The organism is Pelagovum sp. HNIBRBA483 (genome assembly GCF_040931995.1).
GTDB lineage: Bacteria > Pseudomonadota > Alphaproteobacteria > Rhodobacterales > Rhodobacteraceae > JAEPMR01.
Map to the genome: position 1 here is coordinate 2,593,582 of NZ_CP162412.1, position 16,077 is coordinate 2,609,658.

Annotated in this window: 16 protein-coding genes; 5 read left to right on the top strand and 11 right to left on the bottom strand. The window is 62.2% G+C overall.

What is annotated here, in order from left to right; all coding sequences use genetic code 11:
• Window position 1: 1 nt before the first annotated feature.
• The 10 genes from AB1E42_RS12715 to AB1E42_RS12760 all read right to left on the bottom strand — a co-directional run bounded on the left by AB1E42_RS12715 (window position 2) and on the right by AB1E42_RS12760 (window position 10,488).
• Window positions 2-2,011, bottom strand: coding sequence for a cache domain-containing protein (locus AB1E42_RS12715; protein ID WP_368344604.1), 2,010 nt, complete (start codon window positions 2,009-2,011; stop codon window positions 2-4).
• A complete protein-coding gene (locus AB1E42_RS12720; RefSeq protein WP_368344605.1) occupies window positions 2,004-3,386 on the bottom strand; it encodes a sigma-54-dependent transcriptional regulator in 1,383 nt (460 codons plus the stop codon). The genes AB1E42_RS12715 and AB1E42_RS12720 overlap by 8 nt, the downstream gene beginning before the upstream one ends.
• A 20-nt stretch (window positions 3,387-3,406) precedes the next feature.
• Window positions 3,407-3,532: a hypothetical protein gene (locus AB1E42_RS12725; RefSeq protein WP_368344606.1), complete on the bottom strand. Its 126-nt coding sequence runs from the start codon at window positions 3,530-3,532 to the stop codon at window positions 3,407-3,409.
• 12 nt (window positions 3,533-3,544) lie between these two features.
• Complete coding sequence (locus AB1E42_RS12730; RefSeq protein WP_368344607.1) at window positions 3,545-4,762, bottom strand: formate dehydrogenase subunit gamma; 1,218 nt, start codon at window positions 4,760-4,762, stop codon at window positions 3,545-3,547.
• A gap of 126 nt (window positions 4,763-4,888) precedes the next feature.
• Window positions 4,889-5,482: a formate dehydrogenase FDH3 subunit beta gene (gene fdh3B, locus AB1E42_RS12735; protein WP_368344608.1), complete on the bottom strand. Its 594-nt coding sequence runs from the start codon at window positions 5,480-5,482 to the stop codon at window positions 4,889-4,891.
• A 14-nt stretch (window positions 5,483-5,496) separates the two neighbouring features.
• Complete coding sequence (locus AB1E42_RS12740) at window positions 5,497-8,370, bottom strand: formate dehydrogenase subunit alpha (protein ID WP_368344609.1); 2,874 nt, start codon at window positions 8,368-8,370, stop codon at window positions 5,497-5,499.
• Between the two features lie 45 nt (window positions 8,371-8,415).
• Entirely contained in the window at window positions 8,416-8,607 is a 192-nt protein-coding gene (locus tag AB1E42_RS12745) for a twin-arginine translocation signal domain-containing protein (protein ID WP_368344610.1), read from the bottom strand.
• Between the two features lie 66 nt (window positions 8,608-8,673).
• Window positions 8,674-9,276, bottom strand: coding sequence for a molecular chaperone (locus AB1E42_RS12750; RefSeq protein WP_368346434.1), 603 nt, complete (start codon window positions 9,274-9,276; stop codon window positions 8,674-8,676).
• A gap of 31 nt (window positions 9,277-9,307) precedes the next feature.
• A complete protein-coding gene (locus tag AB1E42_RS12755) occupies window positions 9,308-9,928 on the bottom strand; it encodes a DUF3306 domain-containing protein (RefSeq protein ID WP_368344611.1) in 621 nt (206 codons plus the stop codon).
• Entirely contained in the window at window positions 9,925-10,488 is a 564-nt protein-coding gene (locus tag AB1E42_RS12760; protein WP_368344612.1) for a DUF3305 domain-containing protein, read from the bottom strand. Before AB1E42_RS12760 ends, AB1E42_RS12755 begins: the two co-directional genes overlap by 4 nt.
• A gap of 339 nt (window positions 10,489-10,827) precedes the next feature.
• On the opposite strand from AB1E42_RS12760, the gene AB1E42_RS12765 reads away from it, so the two are divergent.
• The gene (locus AB1E42_RS12765; RefSeq protein WP_368344613.1) at window positions 10,828-12,786 is read left to right on the top strand and encodes a 4Fe-4S binding protein; all 1,959 of its coding nucleotides are present in this window, start codon (window positions 10,828-10,830) and stop codon (window positions 12,784-12,786) included.
• Here the strand turns inward: AB1E42_RS12765 and AB1E42_RS12770 are convergent.
• On the bottom strand, window positions 12,780-13,523 hold the full coding sequence (locus AB1E42_RS12770; protein ID WP_368344614.1) for a hypothetical protein: 744 nt from the start codon (window positions 13,521-13,523) through the stop codon (window positions 12,780-12,782). The two genes, AB1E42_RS12765 and AB1E42_RS12770, sit on opposite strands and share 7 nt — an antisense overlap.
• A gap of 82 nt (window positions 13,524-13,605) precedes the next feature.
• Here AB1E42_RS12770 and AB1E42_RS12775 point away from each other — a divergent pair, with 82 nt between their 5' ends.
• Genes AB1E42_RS12775 through AB1E42_RS12790 form a run of 4 tightly spaced genes read left to right on the top strand, consistent with a single transcriptional unit; the run spans window position 13,606 to window position 16,073 of the window.
• A complete protein-coding gene (locus tag AB1E42_RS12775; protein WP_368344615.1) occupies window positions 13,606-13,806 on the top strand; it encodes a DUF6494 family protein in 201 nt (66 codons plus the stop codon).
• The gene (locus AB1E42_RS12780) at window positions 13,803-14,870 is read left to right on the top strand and encodes an Mrp/NBP35 family ATP-binding protein (RefSeq protein ID WP_368344616.1); all 1,068 of its coding nucleotides are present in this window, start codon (window positions 13,803-13,805) and stop codon (window positions 14,868-14,870) included. The genes AB1E42_RS12775 and AB1E42_RS12780 overlap by 4 nt, the downstream gene beginning before the upstream one ends.
• Complete coding sequence (locus AB1E42_RS12785) at window positions 14,867-15,595, top strand: DUF4444 domain-containing protein (protein WP_368344617.1); 729 nt, start codon at window positions 14,867-14,869, stop codon at window positions 15,593-15,595. The genes AB1E42_RS12780 and AB1E42_RS12785 overlap by 4 nt, the downstream gene beginning before the upstream one ends.
• 1 nt (window position 15,596) lies before the next feature.
• Window positions 15,597-16,073, top strand: coding sequence for a DUF6505 family protein (locus AB1E42_RS12790; protein ID WP_368344618.1), 477 nt, complete (start codon window positions 15,597-15,599; stop codon window positions 16,071-16,073).
• The last annotated feature ends 4 nt before the right edge of the window (window positions 16,074-16,077 follow it).

Below are 16,077 nucleotides of genomic sequence, written 5' to 3' on the forward strand. Positions count from 1 at the left end.
CTTAGAGCGCGGGAAGCCAGACGGTGAAAACCGTACCCGCGCCCTTGGTGCTATCGACCGAAATCTGACCGCCGACACGGGCGACGAGCTTATTCGAGACTGAAAGCCCGAGGCCGGTGCCTTCGCCGCGTTTCATGGTGAAAAACGGATCGAACACCCGCTCGGCGGTTTTGGCATCCATGCCGCAGCCATCGTCGGTGACGGTGATCTCGACGCCCTGACGCGCATCTTTCGCCGCATCACGGCTGGCAACGGTGATATGGCCGCCGCCGCTGCAGGCCTGCACCGCGTTGATGGTCAGATTGATCAAGACCTGCTGGAGTTCAGTCTGGTTCATCGGCACCTGACGAGTGGCGGCGAGATCGACGGCGTAATGCACCGCGCCCGCGTTGAGGTGGTGCTGGATAAGGGGGCGAAGTTCGGAGATCACGCCGTTGACTTCCAGCCCGTTGCCATCCTCGGCGTATTCTTCGGGGCGGGCGAATTGCAGGAGCTTGCTGACCAGAATGTTGATGGTCTGAATCTGCTCAAGGATCAGCTTGAACTCGGTTTTGAACGGGTCGGCCTGTGCGCCCAATTCGCTGTAAATCACCTCAAGATTGCCTTGGATCACCGCGAGGGGGTTGTTGATTTCATGGGCGACGCCGGCGGTGATCTCACCGATGGCGGCGAGTTTTTCGGAGACGACAAGCTGGCTGGTGGTGATCTTCAGTTGGCGGTTGGCTTCTTGCAAATCACGGGTGCGGGCGGCGACGCGGGTTTCCAGCTCTTCTGTCCATTCCCGGAGGCGCTGTTCGCGGTCTTGCAGACGGTCGAGCAATTCGTCGAGGTGGCTGGCAACGCGGCCGATCTCGTCATGCCCCAGCCCTGCGCCGGTACGGGCGGCAAGATCGCCTTCCTCCACGCGGGTGATGGTGGTGTTCATCTTTTCCAGCGGGCGAAAGATGCTGCGCGCCCACCACAGTAAGAGCGGAACAAAGACGATCAAGCTCAGGCCAAAGCCGATGACGACCTGCCAGATGGTGCGGGTTTTGGCGGCGGAGAATGGTGCCTCGAGGAAGCCCACATAGAGCATACCGATGCGTTGGCCAAAGCTATCGACGATGGGTTCGTAGGCGGAGACATACCAGTCGTTGACCACGAAGGCGCGGTCCAGCCAGACGCGGCCCTCATCCAGCACGCGGGCGCGTACAGCGGCAGAGACGCGGGTACCCAAGGCACGCTCGTCATCGAACATCCGCACATTGGTGGAGACGCGCACATCTTCGAGGAACAGCGTGGCAGTGCCGGTGCTGCCTTCGGTGAGGCTTTCGGCGGGGTAGACCAGTTCGTTGATCTCGTCGATGAAGCCAAGATTGCGGTTCAGGAGAACCCCGCCCACAAGAGCGCCATCGGCAGCGGGGGCGGCGGCGTGGATCACCAAGCCACGGGTTTCGACGGTTCGGTCGGTGGGGACGGCGGCGGGCGTTTCGATCAATGGCAGGCGGGCGCGAGCGGCCAGCCCCTCGCCAAAGCGGGCGAGATCCTCCCCCGTGAACAGATCAATGGCAACACGCGGTTGCCCCGCGCCAAGGGCGGTGTCGATCACCGGCCATTCATCCAGCACGCTATCGAGCGGCACGTTTGGCGCGGCGGCGTAGACGCGGCCATTCTGCACAAGATAGAGAAAATCAAGCTTTTGACGGGCGCGTTCCTGCGCGAGGAAGATACGCATGGCGGCGCGGTTGCCGCTGTCGATCTGACGTTGGAAAGCGACCGACTGGCCCAGCGCATGCAGCGCGGCAACGCGGGAATCCATAAGCCCTGCAAGGTGTTGGTGGGCGATGGTCAACTCGCCATTGACCTTGGAGATCAGCGCCTCGTCAAACCGGCTGGACCAATTCACCCCTGTAATGCCCAGCAGGAGCGGCAGCACGACCATGATCGGCAGGAGCGCGAGCGCGAGGAGCCGGAAACGGACCGTCTGCCAGAAGCGGGCGGCGGTGCTGCCTGTCAACGCGGGATCAGACATCCCACATGGCGCATTTGCGGTCGATCGTCTTGCGCGAGACGCCCAAGCGCCGCGCGGCCTCGGCACGGTTGCCACCGCAGGCTTCGAGCACGGTCATGATATGGCGGCGTTCGACCGCATGCAGCGATTCCGTCGGGGTATCGGGGCCGTGGCTTTGGCCATCATCTGTGAACTCGGGCGGGAACTCACCAAGGATCAACGAACGTTCGATCAGGTTGCGCAATTCGCGGACATTGCCGGGCCAGTCGTAACGGGCAAACTTCAGCAAGACAGTCTCGGACAGCGGCAGCGGGGAAACAGCGAGATCACGCGACAGGTTGCCCATGAACAGCTCCGCCAAATCGGCGATATCGCCCACCCGTTCGCGCAGGGGCGGCATGTTCAGCTCAAGCACGTTGATCCGGTGATAGAGGTCTTCGCGGAAGCGGCCATCGGCCACGGCGGCGGAGAGATCGGTGTTGGTTGCGAACATGAACCGCAGGTTCAGCGGCAATTCGCGGTCAGACCCGAGCGGGCGAATGCGGCTATCCTCCAACACGCGCAGAAGGGTCGCCTGAACCGGCCAAGGCAGTTCTGCGATTTCATCAAGGAAGAGCGTGCCGCCATTGGCGAGAGACAGAAGGCCATCCTGCCCCTTTTCGCCATCGCGGATCGAGCCGAACAGCTCGAGCGCGGCGCCTTCGGGGGTGATATTGGCGCAGTTGATCGGCACGAAGGGCTTTGACGCGCGGTCCGACAGGCTGTGCAGGGTACGGGCGGCGATTTCCTTGCCGGTGCCGCTCTCGCCGGTGAAGAGGACGGGCGTGGGCATCCGCGCGGCTTTGCCGATGGCTTCGCGCACCGCTTCGAGGCGTGGAGAACCGCCGAGCAAGCGGCCACGGGCGGCTTCGGTGCCGACCTTCAGCTCGTATTTCAGCAGGGAGTTCTCGCGCCGGAGGAACTTTTGATCCATCGAGCGGCGGATGGCATTGAGGATCTGATTGGAGCGAAAGGGCTTCAGCACCAGATCGGACGCGCCGACGCGCAGCGCGTGAATGGCGGTGTCGAGGTCGGCATAGGCGGTCATCAACACCACTTCGGCAAAGAAGCCGACGCGGCGCTGATCGGCCAGCCAATCCAGCCCGGACTGGCCCGGCATGACGTTATCGAGCACCACAAGATCGAAGTGCTGGGTATCGAGCAAGCGGCTGGCGGCTTCGGTGCTTTCGGCCTCCTCGACCTTGCGGCAGAGCGGGGTCAGCGTGCGGACCAGAAAGTTCCGCATGCCGGGCTCATCATCGACAACCAGAACCGAGATATGCCTGAAGGCTGACCCCAGATCGGATGTCTCGGAAACAGCGCGCTGCTGCTCGGCTGTTTCAGTGCCGCTGCTCATTTCGGCCAAGGCTCCTCCGCTCAGTCAAGGCGGACCGATGGACCGCTTGTTTTTTCCTGAGCCGAGAAACCCGTGTAGTCAAGGGCGCGGTCAGCACCGTAGGCCACGACGAAGATGGCGACAAAGGCAATCCACATGCTTTTCATCTGCGTCGTCTCCTATTCCGCTGGCGTCGAGGCGGCGGAGTCCTTGGACTCCTTGGCTTTCAGCTCTTCGAGCCAGAGGCTGTGATGCTCTGCGGCCCATGTCTCATCGACCTCGCCTTTACCCATCGCATCAAAAGCGCCTTCCATGCCGATGGAGCCGATGTAGATATGCGCGAGGATAATCGCCATGAACACAAAGGCAACGATGGCGTGCCAGAGCTGGGCGAGCTGCATTTCCTCATGTGGCATCAGCTCGGTCTTGAGGGGGTCCATGCCGAACCATCCGGGTATGCCAAGGGCATTGAGCTTTTCGAATGTGGCGGCGAACATCGGGAGTTCGAACGGAAACAGGAGCGACAAGCCGGAGGCCGAGATAGACACACCGAGCACCACCACGGCCCAGAAGATGATCTTTTGACCTGCGTTGAACTTCTTTGCCGGAGGATGCACGCCCTTGGAGAAAAGGCCACCCCCGACGGCGATCCATTTCAGATCGAGCCGGTTGGGGATGTTGTGGCTGATCCAAAAGACCGTGACCATGATCAGGCCGAGCATGAAGGCCCAAGCGACGTTGTTATGCACCCATTTGCCGGCAATCGCGATGGGGGCGAAGGCTTCGTGGCCGATGAGCGGGATGATAGCCACTCGACCGAAGAGCTGCACCAGCCCTGTCACGCCGAGGAGAATAAACGATCCAGCGAGGAGCCAGTGACCGAAGCGTTCGATGGCGCTGAAGCGCAGCACCTTGCGGCCGCTGAGCGGATGATCGGTGCGGATCCGGCCGCGCAGGGCGAGGAATACCGCCAGAAACGCGATCATGCCCAACATGAGATAGCCGCCATAGGTGCGCAGCGGTCCTGCTCGCCACGCGAGCCATGTCATTCCTGAATCCTGCATCACCACATCCGCCGCAGGGCTGCGCGACGACACAGAAAGCGTGGCATCGTTATAGCGCAGCGCGCGCCAGAGGGCGGGATCGGAGGTAATGCCGAGGGTGCCGAGCTGCTGGACGAAAGCGGCTTCGTCCGCGTCGGGGCCGGTCAGCGTGTCGCGGAACGACATATCAATCGTTTCGCCGCGCTGACGGGCAAGAATATCTTCTAGAGTTTGCGCGCCGCCTGTGGCTGCGCGGGGGTCGGTGGGGGGTGTCTCTGCGTCTTGGGCAATCGCGGCCGCGAGAGGCAGCCAGATCAGCACCGAGAGAATAGCAATCAGTCTGGAGAGGGTCATCGCCGTGTCCCGTTATCAGATGGTGTCACCGAAAAACGTCCCCGCACTGTCAGAGAACCCTGCGGCGGGGGGAGAATACGAAGAGAGCGTCAGGGCCACGTTGTGCGCGGCCCTGACGGTTTGATTTTAGTTGGCCTTTTGCTCGTAGGCTGTACCCCAGCCCCAAGCGCCGGTGCCGAAGCCACGGGCGACGACGCGCTCGCGGTAGATCGCGGAGACGACATCGCCGTCACCAGCGAGAAGTGCCTTGGTGGAGCACATCTCGGCGCAGATCGGCAGCTTGCCTTCAGCAATACGGTTACGGCCGTATTTGGCGAACTCGGCGGTGGAGTGATCCTCCTCCGGCCCACCGGCGCAGAAGGTGCATTTGTCCATCTTGCCACGGCTGCCGAAATTGCCTGCCTGCGGATACTGCGGCGCGCCGAAGGGGCATGCGTAGAAGCAGTAACCACAGCCGATGCAGAGATCCTTGGAGTGCAGGACGATGCCATCGGCTGTCTGGTAGAAGCAGTCGGTTGGGCAGACCGCCATGCAGGGCGCATCGGAGCAGTGCATACACGCCACCGAGATCGAGCGCTCGCCCGGGGTGCCGTCATTGATCGTCACCACGCGGCGGCGATTGATGCCCCAAGGAACTTCGTGCTCGTTCTTACAAGCGGTCACGCAGGCGTTGCATTCGATGCAGCGTTCGGCGTCACAGAGAAATTTTACTCGTGCCATTTCCTATCTCCTCCTTACGCTGCCCAGATCTTGCAGAGCGTTGCTTTGGTTTCCTGCATCTGTGTGACCGAGTCATAGCCGTAGGTTTGGGCCGTGTTGCTCGATTCACCCAAGACATAGGGATCGGCGCCTTCGGGGTATTTGTCCCGCAGGTCCGCGCCCTGATAATGACCGCCGAAGTGGAAGGGCATGAAGGCAACGCCCTCGCCTACCCGCTCAGTGACCATTGCCATGACCTTGACCTTGCCGCCTTCTGGCCCTTCGAGCCAGACCTGATGCCCGTCACGAACGCCCAAGTTATTGGCGTCGCGGGGGTTGATCTCGACGAACATGTCTTGCTGCAATTCGGCAAGCCACGGGTTCGAACGGGTTTCGTCTCCGCCGCCCTCATATTCCACCAGTCGGCCTGAAGTCAGGATCATTGGATATTCTTGGCTGAAATCCTGATTCTGGATCGAGGCGTACATCGTCGGCAGACGATAGAACTTGCGGTCCTCGTAGGTCGGATAGTCGGCCACGAGGTCGCGACGGTTGGTGTAAAGCGGCTCGCGATGGAGCGGCACCGGATCGGGGAAGGTCCACACAACGGCGCGGGCCTTGGCATTACCGAAGGGCGCACAGCCGTGCAGGATCGCCACCCGCTGGATACCGCCGGAGAGGTCGGTCTTCCAGTTGGTGTTCGGGCCTGCCACCGCGTCGATTGCGGCGCGTTCCTCTGCGGTCAGGTCGCTGTCCCATCCCAGATCCATCAGCATTTGCATGGTGAATTCGGGATAGCCGTCCTGAATTTCCGCACCCGGGTTGGAAACACCTTCCGCAAGAAGGTTGTCGCCATCGCGCTCCACGCCGTAACGGGCGCGGAAGCACAGGCCGCCTTCGGCCACGGGCTTGGACATATCGTAGAGGTTCGGCGTGCCAGGGTGGCCCATTTCGGGCGTGCCCCATGCGGGCCACGGCAGACCGTAGTAATCCCCGTCGGCAGGGCCACCGATGGCCTGCAGCGTCGTCCGGTCGAACGTGTGCTGGTTGGCCATGTGCAGCTTGAGCCGTTCAGGCGACTGCGCGGTATAGCCGATCGTCCACATCCCGCTGTTGATCTCGCGCAGGGTGTCTTCGATGTTGGGCGTGACGCCGTCATCCTCGATCGCGATGTTGCGGAACAAGCGGTCATGGAAGCCGAACTTCTGCGCGAAAAGACCGATGATTTCGTGGTCGGTCTTGGACTCGAATAGCGGATCGACGACTTTCTCGCGCCACTGGATCGAGCGGTTCGATGCGGTGACCGAGCCGTAGGTTTCGAACTGCGTGGTGGCTGGCAGCAGGTAGCAGCCATCTGTCCGGTCATGCAGCACGGCCGAAACGGTCGGGTATGGGTCGATCACGACAAGCATGTCGAGCTGTTCCATCGCCGTTTTCATTTCGGTCATGCGGGTCTGCGAGTTGGGCGCATGGCCCCAGAGCACCATGGCGCGGACATTGTCCGGCTGATCCATGTTGTCCTTGTCCTCAAGAACACCGTCGATCCAGCGGGAAACGGGGATGCCGTTCGAGCCCATCAGCTCTTCGGAGCCGAACTGACCCTTGAGCCAATCCAGATCCTCGCCCCAGACGCGGGCCCAGTGCGCCCACGCGCCCGGTGCCAGACCGTAGTAGCCCGGCAGGGTGTGGGACAGAACGCCGAGGTCGGTGGCGCCTTGCACGTTGTCGTGGCCGCGGAAGATGTTGGTGCCGCCGCCAGAGGTGCCCATGTTGCCCAGCGCAAGTTGCAGGATACAGTAAGCGCGGGTGTTGTTGTTACCGTTGGTGTGCTGCGTGCCACCCATACACCAGATCACGGTGCCGGGGCGGTTGTTCGCCATAGTACGGGCGACGCGCTCGAGCTGCGAACCCGGCACGCCGGTGACGCGCTCGGTTTCCTCGGGCGTCCACTTCTTCACCTCTTCCTCGATCTGGTCCATCCCCCAGACGCGGGTGCGGATGAACTCTTTATCCTCCCAGCCGTTCTCGAAGATGTGCCACAGGATGCCCCAGATGAGCGCCACGTCCGTACCCGGACGGAAGCGGACATATTCATCGGCATGGGCTGCGGTGCGGGTGAAGCGCGGGTCGCAGACGATCAGCGGCGCGTTGTTTTCCTCTTTCGCCTTCAGCAGGTGCAGAAGGGAAACGGGGTGTGCCTCAGCAGGATTGCCACCGATAACGAAGATCGCACGGCTGTTGTGGATGTCATTGTAGGAGTTGGTCATGGCGCCGTAGCCCCATGTATTGGCAACCCCTGCCACGGTCGTGGAGTGACAGATCCGCGCTTGGTGATCGACGTTATTCGTGCCCCAATAGGCCGCGAACTTACGGAACAGGTAGGCTTGTTCGTTGTTATGCTTGGCCGAGCCGAGCCAGTAGACGCTGTCCGGGCCGCTTTCGCCACGGATCTTCATCATGCCGTCGCCGATCTCGTTGATCGCCTGTTCCCAGCTGATGCGCTTCCACTCGCCGTTTTCTTTCTTCATCGGGTACTTGAGGCGGCGTTCGCCGTGGGCGTGTTCGCGCACCGCGGCACCCTTGGCGCAGTGAGCACCGAGGTTGAAGGGGCTGTCCCAACCTGGCTCTTGCCCGACCCAGACGCCGTTTTTCACTTCAGCGATAACCGTACAGCCGACCGAGCAGTGGGTGCAGACGGACTTTACCGTTTGAACCGCGCTATCGACAGCCGTTTGTGCCGCAGCGGCCGTTACTGTGCCGCCGAGCGCACCGACGCCAGCCAGACCACCGATGGCCAGACCGGAACCGCGCAGGAAGGCGCGACGATCGACCGATTTCTCTCCCACGGACCGCAGCAGCGATGGGCGCTGCCCTGTCCGCGATACTCCGCTTGTCTTTCTTTTTAGCATATTCTCATCCCTTGATGAACCGGCGCGAGGCCGCCAGTTGGGGCCTCAAAAGCGGGCCGTTTCGTAAAACGCCCGAATATGGGCCGTGTCCTGAATCCGCGTGGTATCCGTGAACTCCGCCTCAACGGCGGCAGCTTCGGTTCCGGCGGCAGCGGCGGCGGCTGCGACAGGCGCAACGCTCGCGGCTTTGAGAAAATTGCGGCGGCTTTTATCCGCTTTTTCTACTGGTTTGGTCATCGGGTCAGGTCCCTCCCTTTTGTGGCGCGACAAGGCGCCGATTTGGTTGCCGGTACACCGGCCAATTCATTCGTCCCCTCCAACGAGACGAAATGCATCTGCTTCGATCTTCATGAATGCGCGCCCGACGGTGCCGACCGGCGCATAAAGCACCGAAGTCTTGGCCCCTTCGAGGTCGCTGAAAAAGTGTTGCGCCCAAGGCGCGATGTGACGGTTAAAGAATTCACGCTGGCGCGAGAGTGACTGCACCGCCCCAAAACGGCCGGTGATAAGGCCGGACATCATCTCCATCAGGCTGGCGACGTTATCTTCCGGCTCGAACACATTGGGCGCGCGGGTGATGCCAAGGCGGAGCATGTCCTGACGCAAGGCAGCCAGCGGCTTTTCATTCAGAAAGCCCGTCATGTAGTAGCTGGCATAGGGCAACAGCTCGCCGCGCCCCAAGCCGATGAAAAGGGCGTTGAATTCGCGCTCGGCCGCGGGGACGGATGTTTTTCCGGCCAAACCGGACAGCACGACGACGGCCTTGCCCAGATCAGTGTCGTCTCCGGACAACGCAGCCGTCTGCGCCAGAAGCTGCTTGGACGGAGGCGCGGCCAGAAGCGCCGAGAGGTAGCCGTAGAGATCGGCGCGCAGCTGATCTTCTTCGGTGATCCTCGGGGTCTGCATGGCGGCTTGGGTCAAGTGCGGTATCTCCTCATTATCCGCTGAACGCGAAGCGCATGTGGCGGCGCGGCGGCGTGGCCGGTTCGGCCATGTCATCAATCTGATCGGCGTCGGCCTGCAACGCGGGCTCTGCATCCGCCAGAGTTGGAGTGACGGGTTGCAGGGTGTCATCCTCGGCGGCGGGCTGTGCTTCTTCGGCGGCCGGTTCAGCGGCCAGTTCAGCGGCAGGGGCATCGGCCAGAACCGCACCCTCAGCGGTGTCGTCACTGGTGAAGCGCTCGATCATGCCCTGCCCGACCTTATAGACGGTACGCATATCGGGGATCACCATCGCGGCATCGGTAAAATCTTGGCCGTAATCAACAAGGCCGTCGACATTGGCGAGCGTCGGGTTGCTGAGCCAAAGGCGGCGCAGGGCCTTCTGGCGCAGGCGCTCGGGGACAGCTTTGGCCATGAAAGCGCGGAAATCATCACCGGCGCCGAGGGTATCCGGATCGGGAAGGTCCAGCTCGCGCAGGATCTCCGCGTCTGACTTTGCCTCGGTCTCGGCTCTCTCGGCGGCCTCACGGGCCGCAGCGGCACGCGCATCTTCGGCGGCGGCTTCGGCCTCGACCGCGGCTTTACGGCGGGACCAGAAATCAGCGGTACGGGTCAATGGACACCTCCCGAACGCGATTTTGGCGCACGATAGACATCGGCGGTTTGACGGATGCGCGGATCGCCGATGCCATCCTCGACCAGATCAACGCGCTTGCGGTCACGCTTCCGCTTGATGAACGGCTCGTGGACATGATGGGCGTCGCAGAACTGCTGCACCCATGCGATGAGGCCTGCGGGCATTGGCACCTGTTCGATCAGCCCTTCGCCACTATCGGCGTGATCCTGCGCCTCATAGGGTGAGGCAGTGACTTGGAAGGCTTTCCACGGCATCACGGCATCGGGGGAGATATCCTCCCGTAGAACGACGGTGACGCTCGGCACTTTGGCGGAAAGGCCGGTGAGATAAGCCTCGGTATCGGTGGACCACAATTCAAGCGGCAGGGTGGCTGCGTGAAACTCGACTACCTCCCCTTCGCGGCGGAGTTCTTTCCACTGTGCATCGGGGGCTCCGGGGAGGACGGCAACGACTTTCCACGCATGTTTCGCCCAGCGGGTCACACCAGGTGACCTGCGAACGACGATACCGACCGGAATCGATGCGTGGCTTAACGCCATCAGGTTTAGTCCTCCCTTCGTCGGAAAGCCCGACGCTCCTGTGGCTAGTTTGCGAAGCAGTTGCCGCCCCGCTCAACAAGTTTTTGCGCGAATCGGTTTTTTCTTCTGACCAATTCGATGCGTTCGGACATTTTGTCCAATTTGAACCCCTTCGCGCATGGAGGTGCTGGCCAATGTGTCCCGCGCCGTTTTCCTGATTTTTTTAGTCGGTTTAATTTCATGATTTTTCGATGCGAATCACGGATTCGGCACCGCTTTCCGGCTTTACGGGGGCGGGAGTTTCATGCCTAGCTTGGCCCTGTCGGGGGAGGAACCGACGCGGGAGGACATGGGAAAATCATGACTAAGCGATTGATTTTATGTGATTGTGAAGGTTCGCAAAAGATTGACGCGCAAGGCTTGGGTGCTGCGACGGGGCTGTCATGCAGCCGTGTTCACAGCGGCTTGTGCACCCGCGAGATCGAAAGCGCGGCGAAGTTGATCGCGGAGGGTGACGCTGTCGTTGCCTGTGGGCAGGAACAGGCCCGCTTCACCGAATTGGCCGAAGAGCTGGGCGTGGACATTCCGGCGTTCGTTGACCTGCGCGACCGTGCCGGATGGACCGACGATACAGCCAACCTGCAGCCCAAAATGGCCGCCTTGGCAGCCGAAGCGCTGCTGCCCGCGCCCGCAGTCAAAACGCTCGATGTCACCTCTGCAGGGGCGTGTTTGATCGTCGGCAAAGGGGATGTGGCCTTTGCCGCCGCCGAGCAACTGTGCGGCGTATTGGCCGTGACGGTGCTGCAAACGGATGATGCCGCGCCGACGGTGTCGCGCGAATATGAGGTGATCCGTGGAGCGCTGACCGGCGCCAAAGGGGCGCTGGGGCGGTTCCATCTGAGTCTTGATGCGTTGCAGATGATCGCACCGGGTGGGCGGGGTGAATTGAGCTTTACCGCGCCGCGCGATGGTGGCGAGACGGAATGCGACCTGATCCTTGACCTGTCGGGCGGCACGGCGTTGTTCCCCGCGCCGCACAAGCGCGATGGCTACCTGCGCGCCGATCCGGGAAACCGAGGTGCGGTGGCGGAGGCGATTTTCAATGCGGGTCAATACGTCGGCACGTTCGAAAAGCCGGTGCATCTGGCCTTTGACGAATTACTTTGCGCCCATAGCCGCGCGGGGCAAACGGGCTGTACGCGGTGCCTTGATGTCTGCCCGACCTCGGCGATCATGCCAGCGGGCGAGCATGTAGAGATCGACCCTTATATTTGCGCCGGATGTGGCGCTTGTGCAGCGCTCTGCCCCTCTGGCGCGATCACCTATGATGCGCCGCCGGTGGATAACCTGATCGCGCGGATGCGGGTACTGGCAGATACCTACATCGCCGCAGGTGGCACGGCGCCGCGCCTGTTGATCCATGACGAGACAAATGGCGCGGAAATGATCCGCCTCGCCGCCCGCTTTGCGCGCGGCCTGCCCGCCGATGTGATCCCGCTGGAGGTGCCTGCCCTCTCGACCGTAGGGCATACGGAAATCCTCGCCGCGCTGGTCGCGGGCTTTGTTGAGGTCCGCATATTGCTGTCGCCTCGCAGCGAGCGCACCCCACTGGAAGAGCAGATCGCGCTTGCCGCTGCGTTGGGTGCAGGCGAGCGGGCGGAGCTGCTGGATGTTGATACACCTGATGCGCTCTGCGACGGGCTGTTTGGGAACAAGCCCGCGCCGCTGCGCGTCGAGCCGGTATTGACTATGGGCAGCCGCCGCCAGATCACCCGCACCGCAGCGAAGGCATTGAACGGGGTGCAAGAGGCGCCAATTCCGCTGCCGGATGGCGCACCCTATGGGGCGGTGCTGGTGGATACGGACGCCTGCACGCTGTGCCTGTCCTGCGTGTCGCTCTGCCCGAGCGGTGCGCTGATGGATAACGAGGACATGCCGCAGCTGCGCTTCCAAGAGGATGCCTGCCTGCAATGCGGCGTTTGTGCCAGCGCCTGCCCTGAAAAGGCGATCACCTTGGCACCTCAGATGGACCTCAGCGATGCGGCGCTCGGCCAGCGGGTGCTGAACGAGGAGGAGCCGTTCTGCTGCATCGAATGCAGCGCGGCCTTTGGCGTGAAATCGACGGTGGAAAAGATCGTCGAGAAATTGGCGGGCAAGCACAGCATGTTTGCCGACTCAGACGCGGGCAAGCTGATCCAGATGTGTGACAATTGCCGGATCAAGGCGCAGTATCACAGCACCTCAGGCCCGATGGCGATGGGCGAGCGGCCACGGGTGCGCACCACTGACGACTATTTCAGCAAGCGCAAGGATCACTGATGCTGCACCGGCGCGCCGAGATCAGCAGGCATGACGCTTGCGGCATAGGCTTGGATGGCCTCGACCTCCTCGAATGTCAGTTCGACGGGGACGATCGGCGACGGGCGCTCGGCATCGAAGGGCGGGCTGATGCCATCGACCAAAAGAAAGGCCGGATGGGGATTGAGCGCGAAGAACACAACGAAGCGTTCCTGCCAATCCGGCAAAGCCCGCAGCGCCATGAAAGATGGCGTGGAGCCGATACCGATATTACGCGCCTCGGGGTCGGTGCGATGGCAACGACCACAATGCAGTGCGGCCAGTTCCGCCCCTGCGGAAACATCCCCTTCGAAGGTGTAGAGCACTTCTTCGATCTCCGGTTCGACGATCTCGAACGCGGGGCCGGAGGCTGGCACGAAGGCGGTGATTGTGTTGGCGCCGACATCGGAAAACAGCCATTCCCCGAACATGAGCGCGGCGGGGTTGTCGCCGCTGCGTGTGACGGCAAAGACCGTTTCGCCCTGTGCCATCAGCGGCGTACCAGCGCCCGTATCAACGCTTATCGCCAGATCAGCCGCGCCGCTCACAAGCTCCGCGCGACGGCTCGTTTTCAGCGAAAAACGCGGCAGGATATAGGCGATCAGGCCGCTATCGGCCAGCTCATCCGCCACGCTCAAGGTAAAGCTGCGGCTGTCCTCTTGCGCGGCCAGCGGGGCGGCCAGCAGGGCTGTGGCGAGACAAAATGCAATGCGGTGCATGGGCGTTCCTTCCGGCGAGAAGGCTACGAGATGCCCGCTGCACCGATCAACCCAAAACCGATTTTCATCAACGGAGGCCATCATGGACGATGATTTCAACATGTCGCTGCGCAAATTCCTCAAGCAAGTGGGCGTGACTTCGCAACAGGCCATCGAAGAAGCCGTACGCGCCGCAGGGCCAGAGGCAGAGGGCAAGGAATTCACCGCGCGGATGGAACTGACCATCGAAGGCCTCGATATGCGGCATGTGGTTGAAAGCACGATCAAGGGGCCATCTGAATGACAGTGACACGGGAAGCCGTTCTGGAGGCGCTGAAAACCGTCGGCAATCCGGCAGGCGAGACGGATATCGTCTCCGCAGGGATGGTCAAAGCGCTGACCGTCGATGGCGGGAATGTGCGCTTTGTGCTGGAGATTGATCCAGCGCGGGCGCAAGTCATGGAAGCGGCGCGCGCGGAGGCCGAAGCCAAGGTGAAGGCGCTCAGCGGGGTAACGACCGCGACGGTGGTGATGACCGCCCATGCCACACCGAAAGCCCCGCCGGACCTGAAGCCGAAGGCCGCTGCACAGCCAAGCGGGCCGGAAAAGATCCCGGGGGTGCAGAGGATCATCGCCGTGGCCTCGGGCAAGGGCGGTGTGGGAAAATCGACCGTTTCTGCCAACCTTGCCACCGCTTTGGCGGCGGAGGGGCGCAAGGTTGGGCTGCTGGACGCTGATGTTTACGGTCCGTCGCAGCCAAGGATGCTGGGCGTGACGGGGCGGCCTGCTTCGCCCGATGGCAAGACGATCCTGCCGCTGCGCAATCACGGCGTGACGATGATGTCGCTCGGCCTGATGACGCAGGAGGATGAGGCTGTCGTCTGGCGCGGGCCAATGCTGATGGGGGCGCTGCAACAGATGCTGTTTCAGGTGCAGTGGGGGGCGCTCGATGTGCTGATCGTCGATCTGCCGCCCGGCACTGGCGATGTGCAGATGACGCTGGCGCAAAAGGCGCAGGTGGATGGGGCGATTGTCGTTTCCACCCCGCAGGATGTGGCGCTGCTGGATGCCCGCAAGGGGATCGACATGTTCAAGAAGATGAACACGCCGATCATTGGCATGATCGAAAACATGTCGACCCATATTTGCAGCAATTGCGGCCATGAGGAGCATATCTTCGGGCATGGTGGCGTCGCGCAGGAAGCGGCGAAGCTGGGCGTGCCGCTGCTGGCGGAAATTCCGCTGCATCTGGACATTCGCACCAGCGCCGATGGCGGGGCGCCGATTGTCGTCTCTAAAAGCGCGTCGCCGCAGGCGGCAGCATTCAGGACATTGGCAAAGACACTGATAGCCGGAGGGAACGCATGACCGCATTGGTGCCGTCATTCCCGCCATTGCTGAAAGGCATGGCAGCGGGACCGGCGAACCCTTTCAAGATCGCCTGTGATCAGGCGCGGCGCGGCGTGGATGCGGGGCTGGTCGCGTGGTCGGCTGGGGAGGACCGCATGCGGGCCGCCTTGGTATTGGCCCCTGACGAACCATTGGAGGCGGCGATGGCGGCCTATATCGCCAGCGGCGTCGGTATGCAGAACGCCTTGGGCGCCCATGCGCCGGCGGAAACGGCAGTGCAGCTTGAGTGGTCCGGCGGGCTGCGGGTGAATGCCGGCTATTGCGGGCGGTTGCGCTGCTTTGCCTCGGCTCGCGACCCGAAGGCGATACCGGATTGGCTGGTGGTGGGTGTTGACCTGACGCTGCGGCTGCCGTCCGACTTCGAGCCGGGTGAGCGGCCGGACCACACCGCGCTGCATCTGGAGGGGTGCCGCGACATTGACACCGTGCTGCTGCTGGAATCATGGGCGCGCCATACGCTTTTGTGGATCAACGAGCTGGACAGCGCGACGGGACGCGCCGCGCTGAACCGCGAATGGGAGGGGCTGGCGTGGAAGATGGGAAAGAGCGTAACCGTCAGTACCCGCTCAGAACGGCATGTTGGCACGTTTCTGGGCGTGGACGAGAATTTTGGTATGATCCTGAAAACCGAGAGTGGTGATACGGAACTGATCCCGTTGTCATCAATGATCGAGGAGGAATGACATGTATCTGGCCCGCGCGATCCATTTCGACGAGAGCGACCGCAACGTCTTTCACAACCCTGCCCGCACCGGCGAATGGGCAATCTCGGGGGGGTTCGAGTTTTCCAACTGGGGGGAGGCGGACCTTGTCGGTAAGGCGCGGCAGGCCTTTGCCAACGGCTGGCTCGGGATCGAAACCTTTGGGCGGGTGACGTTTGTTGCGGTGACGCGGATCGAAGAGGCCGAGTTGGAGCAACTGACCGATACGCTGGCGCAGCATTTCGTCGATGTCTATGGCGCGCCCGATCTGGAGGCGGCGCGGCCTGTGGCACGGGAGGAGTTGGCGCATATGGCGGAGCTATGTGCCGATCATGCGCCCAATACAGTGCTGACGGTGCTGCGGGAACTGACCAACGCGGGCGTCAAGGAGCAGTTCAGGTTTATCGAGGCCAGCGAAGCCGGCCTCGATCAATTCGCGATCCATGGAGAGATCGAGTAAGCGC